This window comes from Salinivibrio sharmensis (genome assembly GCF_001995985.1).
Lineage (GTDB): Bacteria > Pseudomonadota > Gammaproteobacteria > Enterobacterales > Vibrionaceae > Salinivibrio > Salinivibrio sharmensis.
The window spans coordinates 390,070-416,367 of record NZ_MUFC01000001.1 but is presented as its reverse complement, the minus strand read 5'-3'; the positions used below and the strand labels follow the sequence as shown (position 1 = coordinate 416,367).

26 protein-coding genes are annotated in these 26,298 nt (G+C 50.6%); 11 read left to right on the top strand and 15 right to left on the bottom strand.

Going from position 1 to position 26,298, the window contains the following annotated elements:
* Nucleotides 1-49 precede the first annotated feature (49 nt).
* The gene (gene gloB, locus BZG74_RS02025; RefSeq protein ID WP_077771107.1) at nucleotides 50-808 is read right to left on the bottom strand and encodes a hydroxyacylglutathione hydrolase; all 759 of its coding nucleotides are present in this window, start codon (nucleotides 806-808) and stop codon (nucleotides 50-52) included.
* Nucleotides 809-841: 33 nt separating this feature from the next.
* Here gloB and BZG74_RS02020 point away from each other — a divergent pair, with 33 nt between their 5' ends.
* Complete coding sequence (locus tag BZG74_RS02020) at nucleotides 842-1,567, top strand: methyltransferase domain-containing protein (RefSeq protein WP_077771106.1); 726 nt, start codon at nucleotides 842-844, stop codon at nucleotides 1,565-1,567.
* 8 nt (nucleotides 1,568-1,575) lie between these two features.
* On the opposite strand, the gene rnhA is transcribed toward BZG74_RS02020, so the two are convergent.
* A complete protein-coding gene (gene rnhA, locus BZG74_RS02015; protein WP_077771105.1) occupies nucleotides 1,576-2,043 on the bottom strand; it encodes a ribonuclease HI in 468 nt (155 codons plus the stop codon).
* Between the two features lie 51 nt (nucleotides 2,044-2,094).
* On the opposite strand from rnhA, the gene dnaQ reads away from it, so the two are divergent.
* Both dnaQ and BZG74_RS02005 read left to right on the top strand, forming a co-directional pair.
* Complete coding sequence (gene dnaQ, locus BZG74_RS02010) at nucleotides 2,095-2,817, top strand: DNA polymerase III subunit epsilon (protein ID WP_077771104.1); 723 nt, start codon at nucleotides 2,095-2,097, stop codon at nucleotides 2,815-2,817.
* Nucleotides 2,818-2,825: 8 nt separating this feature from the next.
* Nucleotides 2,826-4,130, top strand: a complete 1,305-nt coding sequence (locus tag BZG74_RS02005; protein WP_077771103.1) for a TIGR03503 family protein — start codon at nucleotides 2,826-2,828, stop codon at nucleotides 4,128-4,130.
* A gap of 96 nt (nucleotides 4,131-4,226) precedes the next feature.
* On the opposite strand, the gene fadE is transcribed toward BZG74_RS02005, so the two are convergent.
* Nucleotides 4,227-6,671: an acyl-CoA dehydrogenase FadE gene (gene fadE, locus BZG74_RS02000; RefSeq protein ID WP_077771102.1), complete on the bottom strand. Its 2,445-nt coding sequence runs from the start codon at nucleotides 6,669-6,671 to the stop codon at nucleotides 4,227-4,229.
* A gap of 311 nt (nucleotides 6,672-6,982) precedes the next feature.
* Here fadE and lpcA point away from each other — a divergent pair, with 311 nt between their 5' ends.
* Nucleotides 6,983-7,561, top strand: coding sequence for a D-sedoheptulose 7-phosphate isomerase (gene lpcA, locus BZG74_RS01995; protein ID WP_077771101.1), 579 nt, complete (start codon nucleotides 6,983-6,985; stop codon nucleotides 7,559-7,561).
* Nucleotides 7,562-7,582: 21 nt separating this feature from the next.
* Complete coding sequence (locus tag BZG74_RS01990; RefSeq protein ID WP_077771100.1) at nucleotides 7,583-8,371, top strand: class II glutamine amidotransferase; 789 nt, start codon at nucleotides 7,583-7,585, stop codon at nucleotides 8,369-8,371.
* 44 nt (nucleotides 8,372-8,415) lie between these two features.
* Here the strand turns inward: BZG74_RS01990 and purN are convergent, their stop codons facing one another.
* On the bottom strand, nucleotides 8,416-9,051 hold the full coding sequence (purN, locus tag BZG74_RS01985; protein ID WP_077771099.1) for a phosphoribosylglycinamide formyltransferase: 636 nt from the start codon (nucleotides 9,049-9,051) through the stop codon (nucleotides 8,416-8,418).
* Nucleotides 9,048-10,091, bottom strand: coding sequence for a phosphoribosylformylglycinamidine cyclo-ligase (gene purM, locus BZG74_RS01980; protein WP_077771098.1), 1,044 nt, complete (start codon nucleotides 10,089-10,091; stop codon nucleotides 9,048-9,050). Before purM ends, purN begins: the two co-directional genes overlap by 4 nt.
* Nucleotides 10,092-10,275: 184 nt before the next feature.
* Here purM and upp point away from each other — a divergent pair, with 184 nt between their 5' ends.
* Complete coding sequence (gene upp / locus BZG74_RS01975) at nucleotides 10,276-10,902, top strand: uracil phosphoribosyltransferase (RefSeq protein WP_077771097.1); 627 nt, start codon at nucleotides 10,276-10,278, stop codon at nucleotides 10,900-10,902.
* 111 nt (nucleotides 10,903-11,013) lie between these two features.
* On the opposite strand, the gene dxs is transcribed toward upp, so the two are convergent.
* Genes dxs through xseB form a run of 3 tightly spaced genes read right to left on the bottom strand, consistent with a single transcriptional unit; the run spans nucleotide 11,014 to nucleotide 14,053 of the window.
* Complete coding sequence (gene dxs / locus BZG74_RS01970) at nucleotides 11,014-12,888, bottom strand: 1-deoxy-D-xylulose-5-phosphate synthase (protein ID WP_077771096.1); 1,875 nt, start codon at nucleotides 12,886-12,888, stop codon at nucleotides 11,014-11,016.
* A gap of 27 nt (nucleotides 12,889-12,915) precedes the next feature.
* Nucleotides 12,916-13,815: a (2E,6E)-farnesyl diphosphate synthase gene (gene ispA / locus BZG74_RS01965; RefSeq protein ID WP_077771095.1), complete on the bottom strand. Its 900-nt coding sequence runs from the start codon at nucleotides 13,813-13,815 to the stop codon at nucleotides 12,916-12,918.
* The gene (xseB, locus tag BZG74_RS01960) at nucleotides 13,808-14,053 is read right to left on the bottom strand and encodes an exodeoxyribonuclease VII small subunit (RefSeq protein WP_069361156.1); all 246 of its coding nucleotides are present in this window, start codon (nucleotides 14,051-14,053) and stop codon (nucleotides 13,808-13,810) included. Before xseB ends, ispA begins: the two co-directional genes overlap by 8 nt.
* A gap of 222 nt (nucleotides 14,054-14,275) precedes the next feature.
* On the opposite strand from xseB, the gene pomA reads away from it, so the two are divergent.
* The 3 genes from pomA to thiI all read left to right on the top strand — a co-directional run bounded on the left by pomA (nucleotide 14,276) and on the right by thiI (nucleotide 17,619).
* Nucleotides 14,276-15,037 (top strand): flagellar motor protein PomA, encoded by a 762-nt coding sequence (gene pomA, locus BZG74_RS01955; protein ID WP_077771094.1) that lies wholly within the window; start codon nucleotides 14,276-14,278, stop codon nucleotides 15,035-15,037.
* A gap of 46 nt (nucleotides 15,038-15,083) precedes the next feature.
* Nucleotides 15,084-16,022: a flagellar motor protein MotB gene (locus tag BZG74_RS01950; RefSeq protein ID WP_077456988.1), complete on the top strand. Its 939-nt coding sequence runs from the start codon at nucleotides 15,084-15,086 to the stop codon at nucleotides 16,020-16,022.
* Nucleotides 16,023-16,170: 148 nt separating this feature from the next.
* Nucleotides 16,171-17,619, top strand: coding sequence for a tRNA uracil 4-sulfurtransferase ThiI (gene thiI / locus BZG74_RS01945; RefSeq protein ID WP_077771093.1), 1,449 nt, complete (start codon nucleotides 16,171-16,173; stop codon nucleotides 17,617-17,619).
* 73 nt (nucleotides 17,620-17,692) lie between these two features.
* Here thiI and BZG74_RS01940 read toward each other — a convergent pair whose 3' ends face one another.
* The 7 genes from BZG74_RS01940 to BZG74_RS01910 all read right to left on the bottom strand — a co-directional run bounded on the left by BZG74_RS01940 (nucleotide 17,693) and on the right by BZG74_RS01910 (nucleotide 24,050).
* Nucleotides 17,693-18,298, bottom strand: a complete 606-nt coding sequence (locus tag BZG74_RS01940) for a DJ-1 family glyoxalase III (protein ID WP_077771092.1) — start codon at nucleotides 18,296-18,298, stop codon at nucleotides 17,693-17,695.
* Complete coding sequence (locus BZG74_RS01935) at nucleotides 18,295-19,185, bottom strand: 2-dehydropantoate 2-reductase (RefSeq protein ID WP_077771091.1); 891 nt, start codon at nucleotides 19,183-19,185, stop codon at nucleotides 18,295-18,297. The genes BZG74_RS01940 and BZG74_RS01935 overlap by 4 nt, the downstream gene beginning before the upstream one ends.
* Before the next feature lie 89 nt (nucleotides 19,186-19,274).
* Nucleotides 19,275-20,117: a nucleoside-specific channel-forming Tsx family protein gene (locus BZG74_RS01930; protein WP_077771133.1), complete on the bottom strand. Its 843-nt coding sequence runs from the start codon at nucleotides 20,115-20,117 to the stop codon at nucleotides 19,275-19,277.
* Nucleotides 20,118-20,338: 221 nt separating this feature from the next.
* Entirely contained in the window at nucleotides 20,339-21,733 is a 1,395-nt protein-coding gene (locus BZG74_RS01925; protein ID WP_077771090.1) for an AmpG family muropeptide MFS transporter, read from the bottom strand.
* A 22-nt stretch (nucleotides 21,734-21,755) separates the two neighbouring features.
* The gene (locus BZG74_RS01920) at nucleotides 21,756-22,316 is read right to left on the bottom strand and encodes a peptidylprolyl isomerase (RefSeq protein WP_077771089.1); all 561 of its coding nucleotides are present in this window, start codon (nucleotides 22,314-22,316) and stop codon (nucleotides 21,756-21,758) included.
* Between the two features lie 2 nt (nucleotides 22,317-22,318).
* Nucleotides 22,319-22,888 carry a YajG family lipoprotein gene (locus BZG74_RS01915; protein WP_046073758.1) on the bottom strand — a complete coding sequence of 190 codons (570 nt, stop codon included), beginning with the start codon at nucleotides 22,886-22,888 and terminating at the stop codon, nucleotides 22,319-22,321.
* Nucleotides 22,889-22,907: 19 nt separating this feature from the next.
* Nucleotides 22,908-24,050: a methyltransferase gene (locus tag BZG74_RS01910; protein WP_077771088.1), complete on the bottom strand. Its 1,143-nt coding sequence runs from the start codon at nucleotides 24,048-24,050 to the stop codon at nucleotides 22,908-22,910.
* Nucleotides 24,051-24,225: 175 nt separating this feature from the next.
* Here BZG74_RS01910 and bolA point away from each other — a divergent pair, with 175 nt between their 5' ends.
* Nucleotides 24,226-24,537 carry a transcriptional regulator BolA gene (gene bolA, locus BZG74_RS01905; protein ID WP_077771087.1) on the top strand — a complete coding sequence of 104 codons (312 nt, stop codon included), beginning with the start codon at nucleotides 24,226-24,228 and terminating at the stop codon, nucleotides 24,535-24,537.
* A 418-nt stretch (nucleotides 24,538-24,955) separates the two neighbouring features.
* Nucleotides 24,956-26,296 carry a Na(+)-translocating NADH-quinone reductase subunit A gene (locus BZG74_RS15745; protein WP_101494644.1) on the top strand — a complete coding sequence of 447 codons (1,341 nt, stop codon included), beginning with the start codon at nucleotides 24,956-24,958 and terminating at the stop codon, nucleotides 26,294-26,296.
* The last annotated feature ends 2 nt before the right edge of the window (nucleotides 26,297-26,298 follow it).

Sequence of the window (26,298 nt, the reverse complement as noted above, 5' to 3'; positions counted from 1 at the left end):
ATAGCCGATGATGATAGGGGCTGGCCTCATTGATGACAAGAGACTCAGCTCAAAATTCATCCTTCCACTGACGCAGCGCACGGAAAACATCAAGTTCAGAGTCCGCTTTTGCTCGTCCACTAACAGATTGAATCACGGTCTGCTCTTGGGTTCGTAAAAAGGGATTTATGCGCTTTTCTCGCTCAATGGTACTGGGGAGCGTTTGCTTACCTTGGGCGCGTAAGCGGTTCACTTCTTCCCGATATAGATGTAATGCGTCGTTTTCAGGCTCTACAGTCAGCGCAAACGCGACATTGGCGGCGGTATACTCATGGGCGCAATACACTTGGGTCTCAATGGGTAGCGATGCCAGTTTTTTCAGTGAGTTGAGTGCTTGCTCAGCGGTGCCACCGAGTAAGCGGCCACAACCGGCTGAGAATAATGCATCGCCACAGAACAGCTTACCGTCTCCGACAAAGGCAATATGATCGTCTGTGTGACCCTCGACACCGACGACCAAAAAGCGATGGTCAAAGACATCGATTTGGTCACCGTCGCTGACCGCCATCGTCAGTCGCGGGATAGGTTGAACATCGGGACCGATCACTTTCGCGCTTGGCGTATAGCGTACAAGATCGTCAATGCCATTGGTGTGATCCCAATGGTGGTGCGTGATAAGAATGCACGATAAAGTCAATGAATTCGCTTTTAGGTAGTCAATAACCTGACTTGCTTCACCCGGATCGACCACAGCGCAGCGATTATCTTCACTAATAATGAGCCATATGTAATTATCGTTAAATGCAGGTATGCTTTTTACATGAAGCATTGGGTTCTCCAGCGATAGAATGAGCCTTAATCAATGAAACCAGCGCGCATAGAACATCAGTTTGACTATCCCTATACGTGGGACCAAGTTGCTTACGGTGATTGGGCGCGCACCCAATTGCAAACTCGGCTGGATGAATGGCTGCCGACCTTATTTGGCTACCACTTGCTGAAATTGGGCGGCTTAAGCTGCGAGCTAGTCAGTGAACAGTGTAACATTCAACACCAAGTCTGTGTCGACCAACATAACCCAATGCGCAATGTGACCGCGACACACTATGCCTTGCCATTTATCGAGAAGTCTTTTGATGCGTGTGTATTAGCGCACCAACTTGATTATAGCGATGATCCGCACCGTTTATTGCGAGAGATTGATCGCGTGATGATTGATGACGGTTGCTTAATTATATCGGGTGTTAATCCCACAAGCTTATTGGGCGTAAAAAAGTTGCTACGTGGCAGGCATCAACGGCTCCCGTGGTCGGGACGGATGTTTTCACCTCTTCGCGTTAAAGATTGGTTGAGTGTGATGAATTATGAGGTGGTTGAGGCGCATCAGATGGGACTGTGGCCGACGCAGCGACCTAGTGCTCGCCATGCTTGGGTAGAGAGTAGCGCCAGCATGGTGACACCTGCGCTTGGCTCCATTTATTTAATTATTGCGCGTAAGCGTAGCTACCCATTAAAACCGATTAAGCCTCGTTGGAAACTCAAGCAAGCGGTCTCACCGCTGGGCGGGGTTGTTCCCAACGGCGGCTAAAAATAAAACTAGTCTGCAGGCTGATAGCCTTCATCGATGTCGGTAGGGTGGTTGGCAGCCTCGCGCGCGAGCTCGTCACAACGCTCATTTTCCGGGTGCCCAGCGTGGCCTTTTACCCAGTTCCACGTGATTTGATGCTTAGATGCTGCCTGATCGAGCTGTTGCCATAAATCGGCATTTTTCACCGGTTTCTTATCTGCCGTCTTCCATTGGCGTTTTTTCCAATTATGGATCCACTGGGTGATCCCTTGTCGAACGTACTGACTGTCTGTAGTGAGAACCACGTTGCAGTTTGTATTAAGCGCATTTAAGCCGACAATAGCGGCCATCAGCTCCATGCGATTGTTGGTAGTGAGGGTGAAACCGGCACTCAAGGTTTTTTCATGTTGTTTGTAGCGCATCACCACACCATACCCGCCCGGTCCCGGGTTGCCGAGACAAGAACCGTCTGTGAAAATTTCTACCTGCTTGGTCATCTTTGATACTATTGGCTATTCATCTGAGCCAAGTTTGACACAGTTATTGCCATGAAAGCGAATTACGATCGCCTCGTTGTGCTTGATACCGAAACCACCGGTATGAACCGCGAAGGGGGGCCGCATTACCAAGGCCACAATATTATTGAAATAGGCGCGGTTGAGATTATCAACCGTAAGCTGACGGGGCGGCACTTTCATGCCTACATTCAGCCTACACGCGCGATCGATCCTGAGGCGATTGCGGTACACGGTATCACCGATGCCTTTTTGGCTGACAAGCCGCAATACGCGCAAATCCATCAAGCCTTTGTCGATTTTATCAAAGGGGCGGAGCTGATCGCCCATAACGCGCCTTTTGATGTGGGGTTTATGGATTATGAATTCAAAAACCTAGGTGTCTCGCTGGAAACCACTGAGCTTTGCACCATCACAGATACCTTAGCGATGGCGAAGAAAATCTTCCCTGGAAAGCGTAACAACCTTGATGTGTTGTGCGATCGCTACGGTATTGATAACTCTCGGCGAACGCTTCACGGCGCTTTGTTGGATGCGGAGATCCTCGCTGACGTTTACCTATTAATGACCGGGGGACAAACCAACTTGTCATTTAATGCGGGTACTGAGACGGATAATGCGAGTCCAATGGCTCCAAGAACCGTTAAACGCCAGAAATCGCTAAAGGTTATTCCCGCATCGGCCGATGAAATGAGTGCGCATGAAGCGCGTTTAGACTTTATTGAGCAAAACGGTAGCTGTCTTTGGCGGCAGTAGGAGAATGCATGAAGAAGCGATGGTGGGCGTTGTGTGTATGTTTTCCCTTGTTGGCACACGCTAACGAGCAAGAAATTCGTCTGCTGGAAAATCGCTTCCGTGTTGATCCAACCATTGAACGTGCGGCCTTCGTGATTTATCGCGAAAAGCCAAGCATGCCAGTGGTGTTGGTACGTCCGGACGGCACCAAATATTATGCGTGGCGCCACCCAGACAAAGTATCGTGGCATCAAGAATCAGACATGGACATCGTGTCGATTACCGACCCGATGCCAGGACCATGGCAAGCGATCGGCCGAGTGAGTCCTGACAACAAAGTCCGTGTTTTAAGCGACTTGCGTATGCAGGTTGAAGACTTACCCAGTCGTCTTTATCAAGGCGAGGCGGTGAAGTTTACCGCACAACTGATGCTCGATGATAAGCCACTTAACTTGCGTGACTTCATTGAGCGTGTCGATTTGACCGTACACTTTACTGAATTCATCGAAGATCCGGAGTCGCTTAACCCTGATCAGCGTCCACAGCCCAAAGCACTAGGGCAGTTTAGTGACGACGGTTCGGGACTTGATGAAGCGCCGAATGACGGTGTGTTTACCGTGTCTTTGCCGATTAACGTCATGCCAGGAAAATACCGCGCACGCGTGACCTCGGGCAATGGCATTTTTTTCCGTACTTTAGAGCAACAAGTGTTGGTCTACCCGACACCGTTAATGGCCACGTTTAAACAAAGCCAGGGAGAGGGCGAACCGCATAAATTGGTTATCCAGTCCGAGCAAGCAAGTATTGAGCCTGGTAGCGTGTCTGTTCACGCTAAGTTTACCGATACCGAAGGAAAAACCACGGTCTACCAAACCACCGCTGAGGAAGATCAGCAAACTATTACGCTCGATATTCCTTACGCCAGTACACCTGGACAATACAAATGGCGAACAACCTTGTATGCGACCGATCAGTTATCGGGACGTCCGTTAGTTTTCCCGCTACCCGAACAAACCTTTGCAGTTACTGACTACGCGGCGCTGGAACAAGCCGAAGCAGAGCGTGAAGCGCGTGAAAAAGCCATGATGGAAGCGGCGGAGGCGCGCCGCCAAAAACGAGAGCGAGAAGAAGCACGAACCACTTCCCTGTTGATCATTGGATTAGGTAACTTATTGGTGATGCTGATAGGTGCCGCAACCTGGTTTGTCTTGCGAAAGCGCAAAGCACGCAAATTGGCTGAAGCGGCGCAAGAGCTGGAAGCCCCTCCACTGGACAGCGACGGAGACGATCAAGGAAGTGAGCTTGACATGGATAGGCCGGATAAAAACGACTAGCACTGTGGTGCGAGTAAGCCCATCTATACGGGCAATAAAAAAAGAGAGGGAAGCCCTCTCTTTTTTACGTCACGCCATTGATGCAGGAAAATACGGTTAAGCCGCGTTATGCATCTTGCTCTCCTTGACCGACGCGGCGGGCAACTCTGACGGGTCAAAGTCATCCACATTGATCGTTTCAAGGCGGCCTTGCTCGGCTTCTCGCAATAGTGCAGCTTCTTGCTCGGTAATCACGCCGGCGCTCAAGCCTTTATCCGCAACTTGGTCGAGGAACATAAACGGCAGCTTCTCACCGATGCCATCACACACTTTTTTATGAATAGGCTCAGCATTCAAAATGTCATGCAGTGCCTTTTCAATATTACCAATCGCATTACCTGGCTCGAAGTATTGACCTCGGCCGAGGCGATCACGCGTTGCACTGGGTGATTGTAAAATGACAGCCAGTTTGCCATCGAGGCGATCGCCAGGCTGACGGCGTCCTTTACCCAGCGGGAATACCAGTACGCGCACCAAGCCAGCAACCACTCGATTCGGGAAGTTAGCGATAAAGCCATCCAGTGCTTGTTCAGCTTGGCACATGGCGTCTTGCATGCCCCAATGCACCAGAGGGAGATCCTCTTTCTGATAGCCTTCATCGGCATAGCGTTTCATGGTGGCAGACGCAAGATAAAGCTGGCTCAGCACATCACCTAGGCGTGCTGACAGGCGCTCTTTACGCTTGAGGTTACCGCCTAATACTGCCATAGAGACATCGGCAAGTAGCGCGAGTGCGGCACTATAACGGTTCATCTGCTGGTAATAGCGGCGCGTTGCGTCTTTGCGTGGCGCTTTTGACAAACGACCATCGGTAAGACCAAGCCAGAACGCGCGCGCAACGTTACTAAACACGAAGCCAACATGACCAAACAAGGCCTTATCAAATGCGGCGAGAGCGGCTTGCTGATCAGTATTTTCGCTGGCACGAATCTCATCCAACACGAATGGATGGCAACGAATCGCACCTTGGCCGAAGATGATCATCGAGCGCGTCAGGATGTTTGCGCCTTCTACCGTGATCGCAATTGGTGAGCCTTGATAGTTACGCCCCAGGAAGTTTTTCGGCCCCAGACAGATACCTTTGCCGCCGACGACGTCCATCGCATCAATCACACCCTGTTGACTGCGGTGGGTACAGTGATATTTAACGATGGCAGAAATCACCGATGGCTTCTCGCCGATATCGATACCGGTGACTGTCAGCGCGCTGGCAGCATCCATCACGTAGGCGTTGCCAGCAATGCGCGCGAGAGGCTCTTCGATCCCTTCCATTTTACCAATGGGCAACTTGAACTGGCGACGGATGCGTGCGTAGGCTCCGGTAGCCAGCGCAGCGGATTTTAGGCCACCCGTGGTATTAGATGGCAGGGTAATACCGCGACCAATTGACAAGCACTCCATCAGCATCCGCCAACCTTGGCCGGCCATTTTCTGGCCACCAATGATAAAGTCCATCGGGACGAAGACGTCGTTGCCTTGAGTTGGGCCGTTTTGGAAAGGTACGTTAAGCGGGAAGTGACGGCGGCCAATTTCAACCCCTTCGAGATCCGTTGGGATCAAGGCACAGGTAATACCGAGCTCGTCTTGATCGCCTAACAGGTGCTCAGGGTCGCGCAGTTTGAATGCCAGACCAAGTACGGTGGCAACCGGGGCGAGGGTGATGTAGCGTTTGTTCCAGGTGATTTTCATCCCTAGCACTTCTTCACCTTGCCACATGCCTTTGGTGACCACACCATAGTCAGGAATCGAGCCTGCATCAGACCCCGCTTCTGGGCTAGTCAATGCAAAACAAGGGATCTCTTTACCTTGCGCTAAACGAGGAAGGTAATGGTCTTTTTGCTCGGTAGTGCCATAATGCTGGAGCAATTCACCTGGGCCTAATGAGTTAGGCACACCCACGGTGGATGATAGCACGCCAGACACACCTGATAGTTTTTGCAGCACCAAGGATTGCGCGTAGGCAGAAAATTCTAGGCCGCCATATTGCTTTTTGATGATCATGGCGAAGAATTTATTGTCTTTCAGGTATTGCCAAACATCTTCAGGCAGATCGGCCAGTTCATGGGTGACTTGATAGTCATCGACCATGCGACAAACTTCGTTGACCGGTCCATCTAAAAATGCCTGTTCTTCCGCACTCAGCGTGGGGGCGGGAATATCATGCAGCTTATTCCAATCTGGCGCGCCACGGAATAGATCCGCTTCCCACCAAACTGTCCCCGCATCAATCGCTTCTTTTTCCGTTGCTGACATTTCCGGCATCACAGCCTTAAACGCTTTGAATGCTGGCTTGCTGAGCCAGTTGCGACGAAATGTCACGATATTAAGCGGCAACGCAATAACGGCAAAGATCAACCAAGTGATCTGCCCAACGCTGCCTATGATTGTCCCTATAACTAGTCCGGCTGCAAGCACTGCAGTCGATACCAGTAACTTAGCACGATGGTATGCGAGTACACCGGCCAGTATTAGCATGGCGGCGATATATAACCCTGTTGCCATCACGTCATCTCCTTAAGGTTTGGTTGGCTCTTACGGTTTGTGGTAAGAGGTCGTACCACTCAATGTAAGCAAATAATTAACGAATTGTAAAATGATACGGTGTGACTTGGCTTGCAAGGTGAGAAAATCACCACCTTGGTACGGGTATGACTGGCAAGATAGGTTGCCATTCAAGCAAACGTGACTTAGCTCGCCTGTCGGGAAGGAACGGCAGTCGACAGCCGTAAAACGATGCGGGTACACTGACACCCATGTAGCCTTGCGCGTGTCAGGCAACATAGCCAGATATTTGTTAACAGTGGGAAGGTGCCATGTACCAAGATATTATTCGCGGTGAGCTGACCGAAGCTGCCGATGTGTTAACAGCGTTTTTAAGTGATGACACTAACATTCAGCAAATCGAGAAAGCCGCGAAATTGCTGGCTGACAGCTTTAAAGCCAGTGGTAAGGTGCTATCGTGCGGCAATGGTGGTTCACATTGCGATGCCATGCATTTTGCTGAAGAGCTCACGGGGCGATACCGAGAAAACCGTCCTGGTTATCCGGCCATCGCGATTTCAGACCCTAGCCATATTTCATGTGTGTCGAATGATTTTGGCTATGAATATGTTTTCTCCCGTTACCTTGAAGCAGTGGGCATGAAAGGCGACGTGTTGTTTGGACTCTCCACATCGGGCAATTCGGGGAATATCCTCAATGCTATTGATGTTGCCAAACAAAAAGGCATGAAGACCATTATGCTAACGGGAAAAGACGGTGGCAAAATGGCGGGGTTGGCCGATATCGAAATCCGTGTGCCTCACTTTGGCTATGCGGATCGTATTCAGGAAGTCCATATCAAAATCATCCATATTCTTATCCAGCTAGTGGAAAAGGAAATGGCAGCATAATTCGCGGAGGTAGATGAAAGAATGTGCGAGCTGCTTGGCATGAGTGCCAACGTCCCAACCGATATTTGCTTTAGCTTTACTGGCTTGATTCAGCGTGGCGGTAAAACGGGCCCGCATCGTGATGGCTGGGGGATAACTTTTTATGAAGGGAAGGGCTTTCGTACCTTCAAAGATCCGGCACCAAGCAGCCAGTCTAAGGTAGCAGAGTTGGTGACCAGCTATCCGATAAAAAGCTGTGCGGTGGTCAGCCATATTCGCCAAGCAAACAGAGGTGGGATAAGCCTAGAAAACACACATCCTTTCACTCGTGAAATTTGGGGGCGCTATTGGACGTTTGCCCACAATGGTCAGTTATCTGGTTTCGAGAGCCTGGATACGGGTCACTTTAAGCCGGTCGGGGAAACGGACAGTGAAAAAGCCTTTTGTTGGCTGTTGAACGAGCTTTTCAAGCATTACCCTCAGCAGCCAGACAACATGTGCGAGGTGTTTGACTTTATTGCGTCGCGTTGTGACCGTTTACGTGCATTGGGCGTGTATAACATGCTATTTAGCGATGGCGACTATGTCATGGCTTATTGCACCAATCACCTCCATTGGATCACGCGTCGCGCTCCGTTTGGCAAAGCCAGCCTGATCGACCAAGAGATGACGGTCGATTTTCATGAGCAAACCACGCCGAATGATGTGGTGACGGTGATTGCCACGCAGCCCCTAACCAATAACGAACGCTGGCATAAGATGGCGGAGGGGGAATATTGTGTGTTCCACTTTGGCGAGGTGTATTGCGCTAACCAAACCTCGGCAACCTAGTCAGTGAAAAAGGCGCAAATGCGCCTTTTTTTAAAGGAGAGGGGCTATGCGTCTGCGGCGTAACCTGCTGGTCCAAGAGCTTGGCCGTCAAGCCAGGCGCGGTCTTCTGACATTTTAAGGCGTCCGTCGACAAACCATTTGACCACCAATGGATAGATCCTGTGCTCTTGTTGTTGGACGCGCGCGGCGACAGACTCAGCGTCGTCGTCTTCAAAAATAGGCACACGAGCTTGAAGTACCACTGGACCGCCGTCGAGTTCTTCAGTGACAAAATGCACCGATGTACCATGCTCACTGTCGCCAGCATCGATGGCGCGTTGGTGGGTATGCAGCCCTGTATACTTGGGAAGCAATGACGGATGGATGTTGAGCATCCGGCCCGCATAGTGGGCAACGAACCCCGGGGTTAAAATACGCATAAAACCCGCTAGTACCACGAGGTCAGGCTGATAAGCATCCAGCACGCGCATAAGCGCCGCATCATACTCTTCTCGGCTAGCATAATCGGTATTGGCGACCACTTGAGCCGATATGCTTGCGTGTTCGGCTCGCGTCAGACCATACGCATCCGCTTTGTTAGCGACCACCGCCGCAATGTGTGCGTGTTGCTGGTGGACGTTATCAATCAATGCTTGCAAATTAGAACCGCTGCCGGAAATTAATACGACAATGCGTTTCATGCTTTCAGCTCCACCTGTGCGTCGTCGCCCGCCGCGTGAGCGATATGGCCCAGTTGCCAGGCGGTTTCGCCAGCTTGATTTAACAGGGCAATCGCTTTGTCGGCTTCACCCTGAGGCAGTGCAATCACAAGTCCCACCCCACAGTTAAACGTTCGTAGCATTTCATAGTCACTGACGTTGCCTTTTTCTTGCAACCAGTTAAATACAGACGGCCATTGCCAACTGGTGTTGTCGATCACCGCCTTGGTTCCAGCGGGCAATACGCGGGGGATGTTCTCCCAAAAGCCGCCACCGGTGATATGAGAAATCGCATGGATGGGCGCTTGCTCAAGCAGGGCTAATACCGATTTGACGTAAATACGGGTCGGGGCTAGCAAGTGATCGATGAGTGGTTGGCCTTCTAGATCGTCACTCAGGTTTGCTTCACTGACTTCGAGGATCTTTCGGATCAGTGAGTAGCCGTTTGAATGCGGGCCACTCGACGCAAGGCCAATCAAGGCGTCGCCATCGCTGACTTGGCTCCCATCAATGATTGCAGACTTCTCAGCAACACCGACACAAAAACCAGCCACATCGTAATCATCGCCGCTGTACATGCCCGGCATTTCTGCCGTCTCACCACCGATAAGGGCGCAGCCCGCTTGCTGGCAGCCTTGTGCGATGCCGGTCACAACGTCGGCGGCGACGTCAACATCCAATTTACCTGTGGCGTAGTAGTCGAGGAAAAAGAGAGGCTCAGCACCTTGTACGATCAGATCGTTAACGCACATTGCAACCAGATCGATGCCGATAGTATCGTGTTTATTAGCATCCAGCGCCAAGCGTAGTTTGGTACCCACGCCGTCTGTACCAGAGACCAATACCGGTTCTTTGTATTTAGTTGGCAATGAACAAAGCGCGCCAAAGCCCCCTAGGCCTCCCATGACTTCGGGACGGTGCGTTTGTTTTACTACCCCTTTAATGCGGTCGACTAGTGCGTTACCCGCGTCAATATCGACGCCAGCGTCCTTATAGCTAAGAGATGATTGTTTACCGCTCACTGCAATTCCTCGCCGGAGTTGGAAGTCAAAAGTCGGCGCTATTCTATCAGTGCAATCAGAGAAAGGAAAACGTTTGCGTAAGCTGTTTGGCGAGAATCTGGGCGATATGTCAAGCCCTAAGCCTACGCTAGCAAAAACCTTTCATGTATACTACCGAGAATTTGTTTTTTGTAAGGAGTCTAAGATGAAGGTCGTGGAAGTAAGGCACCCGTTAGTCAAACATAAAATCGGCTTGATGCGTGAGCGAGATATTAGCACCAAACGGTTTCGCGAACTTGCCACCGAAGTTGGCAGTCTGCTGACTTATGAAGCGACGTCTGACTTCGATACAGAAACAGTGACGATTGATGGCTGGGACGGCCCGGTTAATGTCGATCAGATCAAAGGCAAAAAAGTCACCGTGGTGCCTATTTTGCGCGCTGGATTGGGCATGATGGATGGGGTGCTTGAGCACGTGCCAGGGGCTCGCATCAGTGTTGTCGGTGTGTATCGCGATGAAGAAACGCTCGAGCCTGTGCCGTATTTTCATAAGTTGGCAAGCAATATCGATGAGCGCATGGCGTTGGTTGTCGACCCTATGCTGGCCACGGGGGGCTCGATGATTGCGACCATCGACTTGCTCAAAGAGCAAGGTTGTCAGCAGATCAAGGTCCTGGTATTGGTGTCTGCCCCTGAAGGGATTGAGGCATTGAAAAAGGCCCACCCTGATGTTGAGCTTTACACCGCAGCAATTGACGAAAAGTTGGATGACAAAGGCTACATTGTCCCCGGTCTTGGTGATGCGGGTGATAAGATCTTTGGCACCAAGTAAAGGTATCGCCATGGCGCTGACGATGCCCTCAATCGTGCGATAAAGCATGAAAAAAACCCGCTTATATAGGCGGGTTTTTTGTTCACGGTGTTATGCCTGACTAGAGAGACACTATTGTGTCAGTTTAGTGAGGTAACGCTGAATTTGTCCCTTAATACCGGGACCATCTAACTCAAGCTCGGCGTGCACTTCTTGCTGGGTGCCTTGAGAGATAAAACGATCGGGTAAGCCGATTTGTAGTACAGGTTTGATAACCCCATGACGCATCATGGCTTCAATCACGCCAGAGCCCGCCCCGCCGGCAATTGCATTTTCCTCTACCGTTACGAGGTAGTCGTGCGTGTTGGCCATTTCGATGAGCAATGCTTCATCCAGCGGTTTGGCAAAGCGCATATCAACCAAGGTGGCATCCAGCGCTTCAGCCGCTTCTAATGCGTGAGGCAACAAGGTGCCAAAGTTAAGCATCGCTAACCGCGTTCCTTGACGTTTAATCACCCCTTTGCCAATTGGCATCGCTTGCATCGTCTGTTCAATCTCTGCACCGATACCACTGCCGCGAGGGTAACGCACCGCCGCGGGCCCGTTATGAATATGGCCGGTATACAGCATTTGGCGACACTCGTTTTCGTCACTTGGCGTCATCACCACCAAGTTGGGAATACAGCGTAAATAGCTTAAATCAAAAGCCCCTTGGTGAGTTTGGCCATCTGCGCCAACAATCCCGCCACGATCAATGGCAAACAGCACCGGTAAATTCATGATCGCTACATCGTGGATGACTTGGTCATAGGCGCGCTGTAGGAAGGTTGAATAAATGGCAACGACTGGGTGGTAAGTGCCGATTGCCATGCCTGCGGCCAGTGTGACCGAGTGCTGCTCGGCGATGGCAACATCAAAGTATTTGTCTGGGTGCGCTTTAGAAAAGCGCACCATGCCCGAGCCCTCACGCATCGCCGGAGTAATGGCGAGAAGTTTGTCGTCTTGCTCCGCCATATCACATAGCCAATCACCGAACACATTAGAAAACGTTGGGCTGGTCGGCTTGGATTTGGGCAGTGTGTGCACGCTAGGATCAAACTTGGGCACTGCATGATAACCAATCGGATCTTTTTCCGCTGGCTCGTACCCTTTGCCTTTTTTGGTCATCACGTGTAAAAACTGCGGCCCTTTTAAATGGCGCATGTTCTTGAGGGTTTTGACCAGCTCTTCGACATCGTGGCCATCAATCGGGCCGATATAGTTAAAGCCCAGCTCTTCAAACATGGTGCCAGGGACAACCATGCCTTTCAGGTGTTCTTCCGCGCGGCGTACCAGCTCCTTTATTGGCGGTGCGCCTGATAGCACTTTTTTGCCGCCTTCACGAATGCTGGTGTAGACGTTGCCAGAGAGGAGTTGGGCGAAATGATTGTTTAGCGCGCCGACATTTTCAGAAATCGACATCTCGTTATCGTTAAGCACCACGAGCATATCGGGTTTGATATCGCCAGCATGGTTCATGGCTTCAAATGCCATGCCAGCCGTGATTGCACCATCACCAATCACGCTAACCACACGCCGGTTCTGGCCTTCTTTTTGTGCGCTGATGGCCATGCCCAAGGCGGCACTGATAGATGTCGATGAGTGGCCCACAGACAGCACATCATAGGGACTTTCTTCTCGCCACGGAAAGGGGTGCAAACCATCTTTTTTGCGGATCGTTTGCATGCGCTCACGTCGTCCGGTCAGGATCTTGTGTGGATAGGCCTGATGGCCCACATCCCACACCAAATGATCGAACGGGGTGTTATAGACATAGTGCAGCGCCACTGTCAGTTCCACAGTGCCAAGCCCAGACGCGAAATGGCCACTTGAATGACTGACTGTGTTGAGTAAGTAGGTCCGTAACTCTTCACAAAGCTGCGGCAGGTGATCGCGTGGTAAGGTACGCAATTCTTCCGGCGTATCAGCAAGAGCGAGAGTGGGGTATTTTGATATATCCAGTGTCATAATGGTTCGGCGCTTTTATTAATCATGCTAGTTGTTGCGCTCGATGATATATCGGGCAAAAACTTCCAGTTGTTCGGTATTGTAGGGGATTGCCTCCAAGGCGTGTAGTGCTTCTTGGTAAAGTAGTTCGGCTTTTTCTTGCGCACCAGCCAGCCCCAGCAGTGCCGGATAAGTGCTTTTATCCGCGTCCACATCTGATCCTTGCGGTTTCCCCAGCGTTTGCGTGTCACTGGTGATGTCCAAAATATCGTCCTGCACTTGAAATGCGAGCCCAATCGCATCGGCAAAACGCTCAAGCTCATGCAAGTGGCTAACGCCAGTCTCGCCGGCCGCATAGGCCCCGAGTTGTACCGCGCCTTTTATCAGCGCACCGGTTTTATTGCGGTGAATGCGCTTAAGCGCTTCAAGGTCAACGGCGCGCCCTTCAGCTGCTAAATCAAGTGCTTGCCCCAAACACATGCCGGAGGCGCCGCTGGCGGCCGCCAAGGCCTTTACCATCTCTATACGATAAGGGTGGGCGGCTGGATTGAGCCGACCTTCAGACAGCACGGTAAAGGCGAGTGTTTGCAAGGCATCGCCGGCCAAGATCGCGGTCGCCTCATCAAAGGCAACATGGCATGTTGGTTGGCCGCGGCGCAAACTGTCGTTATCCATGGCGGGTAAATCGTCATGAATTAACGAATACGCGTGAATACACTCCACCGCGACAGCAGGCGTGTCGAGTTGCTCATAGTCAATGCCAAACAGCTGCCCAGTGGCATAGGTTAAAAAGGGACGAATCCGCTTGCCACCTAAGAGTAAACCATGTCGCATTGCTTGGATAAGCGCTTGATCTTGCGAGGGGAAGGTGTCGAGCCACGCTTCAAGCTGTTGATTGCTTCGCGTTTGCGTTGCGCGCAGCGCATCGTGTACAACAGTGTTAATCATCGTCTTGGGGAGAAAACTCGGTTAGTGGCCCATCATCTTCTTGCGAGAGCAAGATCTCGACGCGCTGCTCGGCGTCTGCAAGGGTTTTTTGTCCTTGGCGAGTGAGTGCAATACCACGCTCGAAGCGTTTCATCGCGGTATCGAGGGGAAGTTCACCGGATTCGAGCGCGCCAACAATCGTGTCCAACTCTTTGAGCGTGTCCTCAAAGGTCATATTTTCTGGTTTCTTCACAGCCATGATGCCATAAAATTAGAAAAGAGAGGCTAGACGGTAACTCAGTGGCCACAGGCGGTCAAACCACTCGATGTGTTTTTGTGTGCTTAACGCCACCGCGGTAAAAGGCATGTTATCCTTGTTGGTATCTGCGTATTTACGCTAAACCTATAGGGTGGGTTGCCGATATAACCAATACCCTAAAAATGAAAAACAAAGACTTGATGTAATTGAAGGGAGACTGACGTGGATATAGCGACGCTCATCGGCATTATCGGCTCGTTTGCATTCGTAATAATGGCGATGCTGTTGGGCGGCACCATGAACATGTACTTTGACGTGCCATCGGTGCTTATCGTCATCGGGGGGAGCTTATTTGTGGTTCTTACCAAGTACACCATGGGGCAGTTTTTTGCCTGTTTCAAAATTGCAGGTAAGGCATTCATGTTCAAATCCGATGATCCAGAGGATTTGATTGCCAAAATTATTGAGATGGCCGACGCGGCGCGTAAAGGTGGCTTCCTCGCCTTAGAAGAGATGGAAGTGAGCAACTCGTTTATGCAAAAGGGCGTGGACTTGCTCGTTGATGGTCATGATGCCGATGTGGTCCGTGCCACATTACACAAAGATATTAACCTTACCGAAGAGCGGCACGACCATGGCATTGGCTTTTACAGTGCACTGGCGGACGTGGCACCCGCGATGGGAATGATCGGGACCTTGATTGGGCTGGTAGCCATGTTGTCGAATATGGATGACCCGAAGGCGATTGGACCGGCGATGGCGGTCGCCTTGTTGACCACCATGTACGGTGCAATGCTAGCAAATATGGTGGCGACGCCCATTGCCAATAAACTGGCGCTGCGTAAGGAGCAAGAAAAATTGAATCGGCGTTTGATCATGGACGGCTTACTCGCGATTCAAGATGGACAAAACCCGCGTGTCATTGATGGCTTTTTGAAAAACTACCTCAATGAGGGCAAGCGTGAGGTTGATGTCGATAATTAATCGGTCTGAGGTGCAGGCCTCAGCGAGCGCGAAGTAAGGAGTCTTCATGGCACAACAGCAAGAAGAAGAGGAATGCAAATGCCCGCCTCCCGGCTTACCGCCGTGGATGGGGACGTTTGCGGACTTGATGTCGCTTCTTATGTGCTTTTTCGTCCTTCTGTTGTCATTTTCAGAGATGGATGTGCTTAAGTTTAAGCAAATTGCTGGGTCGATGAAGTTCGCTTTCGGGGTACAAAATGTGCTCGAAGTGAAAGACATTCCTAAAGGAACCAGTGTGATCGCCCAAGAGTTCCGCCCGGGTCGTCCAGAGCCGACCCCGATTGAAGTCATCATGCAGCAAACCATTGATATGACCCAGCGCACCTTGGACTTTCAAGAGGGCGAAGATGATCGGTCTGGCGGCTCCCAACGCAATACGTCAGATAAGGAAGGCGGCACCAGCGCCCAAGTGGCATCACAATTGGAGCAGCAACGAATGCAGCAGCAACTTGAGCAGCTGCAAAAAGCGTTGATGCAGGCGTTGCAACGCGAAATCGATGAGGGAGCGGTTGAAGTAGAAAACTTAGGGCAACAGTTGGTGATAAGGATCCGAGAAAAAGGGGCCTTCCCACAAAACTCTGCGTTTCTTCAACCTAAGTTCCGCCCTATGGTGCGCCAGATTGCGCAATTGGTAAAAGATGTGCCAGGGGAAATTAAAGTCTCGGGGCATACCGACAGCACACCTTTAGAGTCAGAGCTTTACCGTTCTAACTGGGACCTTTCCGCACAGCGTGCGGTGTCAGTGGCGCAGGAGATGGAAAAAGTGCCTGGCTTTAACCATTTACGTATGAAAGTGGAGGGGTTGGCAGATACCAAGCCCCGTGCGCCGAATAATTCTCCGGAAAACCGTGCGTCGAACCGGCGTGTGGAGATCGCTGTGATACAAGGAAAACCCACCTTCTCGGATGAAATCTCTACCGAGAATGCACCACAAAATGCACCTTAGTCATGCCTCTCGGCGATAACTGATTGTTGATAAAGACAAGTTATCGCCGAGCACGTCCTCTTTCTTCAGACGTCAAAATAGCCGGTTTCAGCGGCAGCCTGGTTATTGTATAATCCGCGGCTTTGTTCCCAGCTGTATCGAACCGGTTATGAAGTTTATCGTTAAAATTCACCCTGAGGTGATCGTCAAAAGTGAGTCAGTCAGAAAGCGTTTTACTAAAATCCTCGAGTGCAATATTCGTAATATTTTAAAGCGTCGGACTGATAATACGGCGGTATATAACCGTCGGGATCACATTGAGGTGACGTTAAAACAACCTAACGAGCGCCAATTGGTTCTGGATGTGCTGACCAACACACCAGGGGTGCAAACCGTGCTTGAGGTTGAGCAAACCCTGTTTAACGATTTACACCATATCTATGAGCTCACGTTGGCCGGTGTGCGTCACCAAATCGAAGGGAAGACCTTTTGTGTGCGCGCTAAACGTCGTGGGCAGCATGACTTTACTTCTATCGATCTGGAACGCTATGTCGGTGGTGGTTTAAATCAAGCCGTCCCCTCGGCCAGCGTGCAACTGAAAAAACCGGATGTCACCGTGATGATGGAAGTGGACCACGACAAGCTCAACGTGGTGAAGCATCGTCATGCAGGCTTGGGGGGCTTTCCACTCGGTACACAAGAAGATGTATTGAGCTTGATCTCTGGCGGGTTCGATTCAGGCGTTTCCAGTTATTTGCATATTAAACGCGGCAGTAAAGTGCACTACTGCTTCTTTAATCTGGGCGGCAAATCGCATGAAACGGGTGTGCAGCAGGTGTCTCATTACCTTTGGAATAAATTTGGCTCGTCAGCCAAAGTGAAGTTTATTTCGATTGATTTTGAGCCAGTCGTCAACAGCATCCTGGAAAACATTGATAACGCGCAAATGGGCGTGGTGCTTAAGCGTATGTTTATGCGTGCGGCGGCCATGGTGGCAAAACGGTTTGGTATTCAGGCGCTGGTTACTGGCGAGGCGTTAGGGCAGGTGTCGAGTCAAACACTCACCAACCTGCGTATGATTGATAACGTCACCGATAGCTTGATCTTGCGCCCTCTGATTAACTGGGACAAAGAAGATATTATTCAAACGGCGCGTAAAATCGGCACAGAAGACTTCGCCAAAACCATGCCTGAGTATTGTGGCGTGATTTCGAAAAAGCCAACGGTTAAAGCGGAAAAAGCCAAGCTGGAACACGAAGAAGCCAAGTTTGATTTTAGCCTACTTGAGCAAGTGGTCGACAACGCCACCGTGATGGATATCCGAGACATCGAGGCCTTGAGTCAAGAGAAAGCGCCGGAAGCGGAGCTGGTTAATGAGGTTGAGAAAGGCGCGGTGGTGCTGGATATCCGCAGCCGTGAAGAGCAAGAAGATAAGCCTCTTGAGATTGAAGGCGTCGATGTCGTGCACATTCCTTTCTTCAAATTAGCCACCCAGTTTGGCGACCTTGACCAAACGAAAACCTATTTGCTCTATTGCGAGCGAGGGGTAATGAGTCGCTTGCAAGCGCTGTATCTTAAAGATATGGGCTTTGAGAATGTCAAAGTGTATCGGGTATAGGCGTAGGTTCTTACCGTAGTAAAAAGACAGGCAGCCATGTGGCTGCCTGTTTGCGTTTAAGCCTCGCGTACATCTAGCTTTCTGTAAACTTTTTCTCATAGTGCAGTTGAGGCATGGGCATCATCGGCTCCGCCACTTGCCAGGCCAAAGCTTTGCCGCCGAGGACGTGAACGATTTCAATCGCGAACTCCATCGCCGAGCCTGGGCCCTGACTGGTAATCAAACGATGATCATAGTCGGTCATTACGCGGCGACGGCTTAACCACTGCGCTGGGATCTGATCGCTGACGCTGGGGTGACAGCTCATGTGTGACTGCGGGAATAGCTGGTGGCGTTGTAGCACTAACGCCGGCGCGGCACAAATGGCTGCCACCCACGCATTGTCGCTCTGCTGCTGCTTAATGATCTCGGTGATCAGGTTACTTTCTCCCAAGCATTGGGCGCCCTCGATACCACCGGGTAAGATCACACAGTCAAAAGGCTGGTCGGCGACCGTTGCCAATGCGGCGTCACAAACTAGCTTGACGCCACGTGAGCAAGTTAGCGTGAGCGCGCCTTCCGGATCGGCGCTGGCCACGGTGACGTTAAACCCGGCACGCTTCATCACATCGATGGCGGTCACGGCTTCCATTTCTTCTGTGCCATTGGCCATACAAATCAAGACTTGTTTATCACTCATGATGATTCCTTATCGCTCTCCACTTGTTGAACCGCTTGATAGAGCTGCTGGTGGTGTGGGGTTGAAATTTGATGTACCTGTGCGCGTTGCAGCACATAGCCTGTAATGTACGCCAGCTCTGTCGGGCGACGGTAAAACACATCGCGATTCATTGAAGAGTAGTTGTCAGCAGTTGCCTTGGCGACCGTTTCCACACGTTGGCGCACCTCGGTGACAGAGGCGAGGATCCGCTCCGCCCGCATCACAGTGGCTAATTCTTGACACAGCGCATCAATAATAGGGTCATAATCAAGCTTGAGCAGCTCACCGTTTTTGATCCCGTGTAAAGCGGTGAGCGGGTTGATGACGCTATTGACTGCCAGTTTATACCATAGCGATTCAATGATATTGGTCTGCCAGGTTGCTGCCGGTAGGGCATGATCCAAGACATCGGCGAGAAACTGACAGGCCTCACCGGCTTGGTTACCTGCCCCGAGCGCTGTGGGCCCATTGCCCGTGTGCCTATACTCGCCTGTTTCCGCGCGAAACACGCCTTGTGAGGTGGTCGCAAGCAGCAGCGGCTGGCTGGCAGTTAGGGTATCAATGAGCCATTGATGAGGTCCCATGCCGTTATGCATCAACATCACCATGGTTTCCGGCTCAAGATGAGCAAAGCACGGAGTTAAGGCTGCTTGCACGTCATAGGATTTGGTGCAAACCAGCCAAAGATCACTATAACGCAGTAAGTCTGGTTGGTTGGCGGGCAAAGTAAGGGAGGTATCGTCAAGGTTCAGCGCCCGCTTATCAGCGCCATCGCGCGTGATAAGATGAACGTGATGACCCGCTTGGCTTAATTTGACCGCCCATAAGGTGCCGATCGCACCTGCGCCTATCAAGGTGATCCGCATGATACTTGCCTATCGATGAAAAGGCCAGTGTATCATAGACAATATAAGGCGGGGAGCACAGCGCCGGCAGGGACCGGCGCTGGATAAGATTAGAATTTGTAGGTCGCGCTAAGGTAGTGAGAAATACCTGAGCTGTCGGCGACAGCACCTACAGAGTTGTTGGCATTGCCATCTTCAAAGAGATAAACATCATTATAGGCTTTCAGACCATAACCGAGGGCGTAGTTATCTGAGTGCCAATACAGGCCGTTAAACATCGCGCCGCCATGGGTCGCTTGGTTGTTGCCTTTAAAGGTATCGTCGGCACCGAATTGGTAATCAATATAACCTTGGTATGACAGGAAGCTACCATTGTCGAAAAAGTGGAAAGGTTTAAACCAGTTGGTCGAGAATTGATAGCCGTTCCAATCTTTGTTATTGATGTCATACAAGCCATAGAGGTTCATGCCCACTTTGCCAAACCATGGCAGCTCAACATCAGCACCGACCCCCCAGAATGAGTTATTAACAATATCATTGCCACCATCCCAGTTAAACAGGGTCGAAAAGTAGACTTCTTGTACTGGGCCAAACGACAAATCTTGCCCGGTGATGCCATCAATCGAGAATCGCGGTGCCAGCTTCATGAACAGCTTAGAAGCACCTTTTTTGTTGTTGTTGCTGCTATCGTCTTCACCCAAGTCAAAAATATCCACATAACCATAGAGATCGACCACGCCTTTACGGCCGCCAAACTCCATTTCTAGATAGTTATGATCTTTCTCTGTGCCTTCGCCAAAGTCGAACTGTGCTTTTTCATCGATTGCATACATGGCGTTAAACTGAAGCCATTTGTGATCATTTTTGTAAATGTCATCTGAGTAATCGGCGGCGTTAGCAACGGATGCGCTGCTAGCGGCGATAACGGCAAGTGCGAGTAGGGATTTTTTCATAGTGACTGCCTCTGCTGGGTCTTGTTGTTGCGCAGTGCGCATGGGACAGAGGCATTATATTGATTAAGTTCACGATAAAGAATGTAATAAACATAGACACAAAAATAGGCTGTGATCAGAGGCGGTTTGTAAAGGGTTGCATGACAGTTTTATGTGATCTTTGTTACTTAATAAGTCACAGCGGCGCGCAAAATTTTGCACTCCACTGTGATATGTCAGGGTTAGTCGCGACGAGAATCTAGGCAGTGCCTAGCATGCTTATCATTTTGTGACGGCGGTTGGCGAAACTGTCTGCCAATGTAGATCAGCATGACCAGTCCTGGGATCACCATTAATGCGGTTATTACGAAAAATGTTGACCAGCTATCGAGCCAGTCGACCATCATGCCACTAAACGATGCAATCGTGGTGCGACCTAAGTTCCCCAAAGACGCGAGTAGCGCATATTGAGTGGCTGAGAACGCGCGACCGGTTAAGAAGGTTAAAAAGGAGACAAACGCAATGGTGGCAAACGCTGAGGTAAAGTTATCCACCAAGATGGCACCCAGGAGCAGATGCTCGTTGGGGCCGACCATTGCAATCCAGGCGAACATGAGGTTGCTGGATGCCATGGCAACACCGCCAATAAACAGCCCTTTAATCACGCCAAAGCGCAGATTAATGTAGCTGCCGATTAAAGTGTAAACCACGGTGAGTCCCCAGCCGACCAGCTTGGAGTAATAACCAATTTGCTCATTGGTAAAGCCGACATCTTTGTAAAACACGATCGACATGCGACCGAGAAAGGCTTCGCCGAGTTTGAACAAAAACACAAACAACAGCAGCGTGAGGGCTACCTTTGTGCCGTTGCGACGGAAGAACTCGGCAAAAGGTTCCACCACCGTCACAGCAAACCAGGCTTGGAAGCTACTATAGCCCTGGTTAAGGTAATGTTTGGTGGCATTGTCTTGGCGCTGTTCGCGATCACTGACAGGCTCTTTGACATACAGGGTCGCGAGAATCATTAAGCCGACAAAGCCTGCCATTATCACATAAACTTGGTTCCACCCTATGGCATCGGCATTAATAAAGCCGATATAGCCAGGCACGGAATAACCTGTCCACCAACCAATGACCGACATTGCTGAGGCGAGCGGAAACTTGTCGGTTTCGTGCTCGGCAAAGTTATCGATACGGAAGGCATCAATGGCAATGTCTTGTGTGGCCGACGCGAGGGCGATAGAAAAAATCAGCGATGAAAGCACAAGGGTGGTGACCCATGGGTCAATCGCTTGCAGGCCTTGCATGTTAACCCGAGACAAGGCCAAGGTGGCGAAAAGCATCAGTGATTGTGTCACCACAATCCAGCTGCGGCGATGGCCGAGCTTCTCATTCAGTACCGGGATTTTAAGCCTATCAAGCAGGGGCGCCCATAAAAAATTGACCGCGTAAAGCACGAACACGGAGCCAAAAAGGCCAATAGCAGTGCGCGATAACCCCTCATCGGCGAGCCAACCATTTAAGTTGGAGCCAATTAATACCCAAGGGAAACCACTACAGCATCCCATTAAAAACACAAAGAGCAGGCGACGGTCGGCGTAGGCCGCCAGGGTCGTTTTTAGCTTGGATGACTGCATAATAAAGTGGCCTACTTAAAGACTAGGGGATTGAGACACGATTGATAGCAGTAATAATAATCGGTTGCTGCGGCACATCCTGCATCCGTTTGCTGGGGATAGTGACGGTTGTCTGCTCAGCCATGGCCTGGATAGTGTTAAACCCTTTTACCACGCGGCCAAACACCGTGTACCCCAGTTTGGTTGGGGTCGCATCTAAAAAACCATTATCACTGACATTGATATAAAATTGGCGGGTGGCAGAGTCGGGATCTTGGGTTCTGGCCATCGCGATAGTAGCGCGACGGTTATGCAGGCCATTGCGCGACTCATTATCGACTGGCTCGTAGGATGGGCGGCGATTGAGGTCTTTATCAAATCCGCCTCCTTGCACCACAAAACGTGGGATCACCCGATGAAATTGGGTGCCGACGTAACTGCCATCCTCGACATAGCGTAAAAAGTTGCTGACCGTCTTGGGGGCTTTGTCCTCATTAAGTTGCAAGACAAAGTCTCCTTGGGTTGTTTCAACGGCTACCATCACATTGGCTTGCACTGGCGCCACGACCAGCGCAAGTACCCATAAAAGTGCGCGTATCTTCATGATTAAAAGTGCGCTTTCATGTGATCAAGCAGCTGCTCATCATTGGCGATGTCTTGTAAAACAGCTTCCAGCAGGTTGTTTAACGCCATTTCGATATCATCAGGCGAGGCGCTGCTAACACCGCTTTGGGTTGATTTGCCGGTATAACGTTTAACAAAGCGGCCATCAGGCGATTCAGCGACCAGCTGCAGTTGCACGGACGCTTCCATATCGTGCTTAAATACCGTGTGCTTAACACGGACTAAGGCGTCAAGAATATCGAGGCGGAGCATGCCAGGGCCATTTGCGACAACGCGGAACCCTTGTGCTGAAAGCTGGCGTGAAAGCGTGTCTTCAAGAACCACGCGCAAGTTTTGGCTGGCATGTAAAGGTTTGACATTAGAGCGACCGCTATCAATCACCGCGACGAACTGAGCCGTCCGTAAATCCTTACTTTTTACCACCACAGGAAGGTTGTTGACCTGTTGCTGATTGGATGACGCTGGGGACGGTGCAATGGTTAGTTGTGGCTCGCGAGGTGTAGAGCAGCCTGCAAGGACCAACACGGCGGCGGCAATAATCAGTTTCTTCATGGGGTTCAGCATCCTTTTGTTAAATTTGGGCGTTGACTGCCTTGAGAATAACGAATTTTTTATTTGACGCAACGACAGTCACGTTACCAAAAAGACGTTTTAGCTTAGTATGATAGCCGAGATGGCGGTTGCCAATGACTAAAAGCGCTCCATTCGTGGTCAGAACACGTTTTGCGTCACAAAACATTTGCCACGCAATATGATCAGTGATGGTCTGTTGTTGATGAAACGGTGGGTTGCACAACACAAGATCGATATCTGTGTGGTCAAAATCGGTCAAGCAATCCCGTGCTGAACATTCAAAGCGACCTGGGTCAATACCATGGCTTTCAAGGTTGTGTTGCGCACTGGCGACGGCCATGTGGCTTTCATCGACTGCATAAATGTATGCCTGAGGGTTGGTGCGGGCCGCCTGCAGGGCAAGCACACCATTACCACAGCCTAAATCCAGAATTTTTCTTTCTTCGTTTGAGCTTGGGATTTGCGGAAGCATTAAGTAAGCCGCGATATCCAGTTTTTTGGCTGAAAAAACGTTGGGCCAATTAGCCAGATGCATCGAAAACTCAGGCACATCGACATAGCTAAGTGGCTCGGTTGGCTTTTGAGTCAGGGCGTTAGCGGTAACAAAAATCAGGCGTGCTTTTTTCTTCGCCAATGAGGTGATGGTGGTGCCAAGCCAGTGTTCAAACTGGTTCAGTGTAGAGGTATGGATCTCTTTTGCCTTGGCACCGGCGACAATGCGTGTGGCCGGTGTCGTCACAGAAGCCAGTTGCTGGAGTTGCCATGCTAACATTTTACTGCTTTTAGGCACCCGCATGAGCACCGCATCAAACCGTTTAGGCAGTGGTTCCGTACTCTTTATCAGCTCAATGTATGGAAGCTGGTTTTGACGAAGATTCTCGAGGGTGGCTTGTTGTGACACCACGGAGTCGCTGACCGAGACCACGTCATAACCCATTGCACTTGCCCAACAACTCAATGCGCCAAATTGATCATTGAGAATTAAAACCCGAGCGCCTGCCTCAAGTTGCCAGGTGCTGGCGTGCTCAATGATATATTCATCTGCCGCATCAAAGGCTTGAAGCGTTTCATTTTTTCGGTGCGGGTAGCGGTGTAGTGTCAGTGGAGATTCGCCGCTTGGGGTTGCAAGTTCTGTTTTCATGGGAGCGTTTGCGTCGGAGGTCACAGACTGCGTATATTGTCGCACTCACACCACAACTGCAATTCAAACTCGGTGCGTATGCCATTAATGATGACGTGATCAGGCTATTGAATTCGCAATTTTATCGATAACGACTAAGATCTGGGCAACTTGCCCTCAATAGGTTGGGGAAGCCATGAAAATTCAAACGCAAATTACAGAGAAACTGGCACACGCTTTTGCGCCTGTTCATCTTGATGTCCGCAATGAAAGCTATATGCACAATGTGCCTGAAGGCGCAGAAAGCCACTTCAAGGTTGTGGTGGTGTCAGGTGAATTTGAAGGTAAGCGTTTAATACAGCGTCATCGTGCTATCAATACCACCTTGGCGGACGAGCTTGCCAATGATATTCATGCATTGGCTATCCATACTTACACCCCAGAAGAGTGGCAAGAGCAGGCGCAAGCACCGGACTCGCCAGCTTGCCGCGGTGGTGGTTTGAAATAATGGTTAGCCAATATGTTCAGGCGTGTTGATTCTTCACGTTATGGCAACAAATTCTTACATAAAGTCGTCGTTGGCGTTCGTATCAACGCGTCGCTTGGCACACAATGCCAAGGGCTTGAGGTCGGGGCCCTAACCTTAAGGCGAGCAAAAAAACAACAGTAAAACTGTGAGCTTACAACGAGCATTGTTTGAACAGGTATGCATAATTGCCACGCCCTAGTGACAATACCCATAGAATCAATACTGGGGTTAGTGATAGAATGCCGTGCTTAAAGACTAACCTAGGTTACCTTTGTGTAACGTTATGGTTAGCAGGATGTTGCGACGGTGCGCCCTCAGGCCACCATACAGTCGAAAGTCGTGTCTTTAACTGCGCAATAACAGAATTCTTTTTCCCGTTAATGTAGTGCAAGTGCGTATGATTACAATAAAAAAGGGTTTGGATATCCCCATTGCTGGGACTCCTGCTCAGGTGATAAATGATGGCCCAGCTGTCAAGAAAGTCGCCTTGCTTGGCGAAGAGTACGTTGGAATGCGCCCCACGATGCATGTGCGAGTGGGTGATGTGGTGAAAAAAGGCCAGGGTCTTTTCGAAGATAAGAAAAACCCAGGTGTGGTATTTACTGCTCCAGCAGCTGGTAAAGTGGTTGAAGTCAACCGCGGCGCCAAACGTGTTCTTCAGTCTGTCGTCATTGAAGTCGATGGCAACGAGCAAGTTACATTCAACAAGTATGAAGCCTCGCAATTGGCCTCCATTGAGCGTCAAGCGGTGGTTGATCAATTGGTTGAGTCAGGGATGTGGACTGCGCTCCGCACGCGCCCGTTTAGCCGTTCGCCCGCTATTGATGCGTTGCCGGAAGCTATTTTTGTCAATGCAATGGACACTAATCCGCTCGCCGCGGACCCGAAAGTGATCATTGATGAGCAAAAAGAGGCATTCGTTGCAGGTCTTGATGTACTCTCCCGCTTAACTGACAAGAAAGTGTTTGTCTGTAAGGCGGATGTTGAGTTACCCACCAGTCAGCAACCTAACGTTGAACAACATGTCTTCGCTGGCCCTCACCCAGCAGGCTTGGTTGGCACCCATATCCACCACTTGCGCTCAGCAAGCATGGAGAAAAAGGTATGGCACCTCAATTACCAAGATGTGATTGCGTTTGGCCACTTGTTCCTTACCGGTGAAATCAACACTGACCGTGTGGTGTCATTGGCAGGCCCGATGGTTAATAAGCCACGCTTGGTGCGCACGCAGTTAGGCGCGAACCTTGATGAGTTGACTGATGGCGAGTTAATGGCGGGTGAAAGCCGTGTTATCTCTGGCTCTGTGCTCTCGGGGACCAAAGCCTCTGGCCCGCATGCTTATTTGGGTCGCTTCCACCTGCAAGTGTCTGTATTGCGTGAAGGCAACGAAAAAGAGCTGTTTGGTTGGTTGTCGCCAGGTAAAAACCGCTTCTCAGTGACGCGTGCCTACCTTGGCCACCTATTCAAAGGCCAACTTTTCAATTTGACCACCTCGACCAACGGCAGTGATCGTTCCATGGTACCAATCGGTAATTATGAGCGAGTAATGCCACTAGATATCGAGCCAACAATGCTGCTGCGTGATATCTGTGCTGGCGATACAGATAGCATGCAACAGCTGGGCGCGCTGGAGTTAGATCCTGAGGATTTGGCCCTTTGTACTTTTGTCTGCCCAGGCAAGTACGAGTACGGACCAATGCTCCGCGAGAGCCTAGAAAAGATTGAGAAGGAAGGGTAACA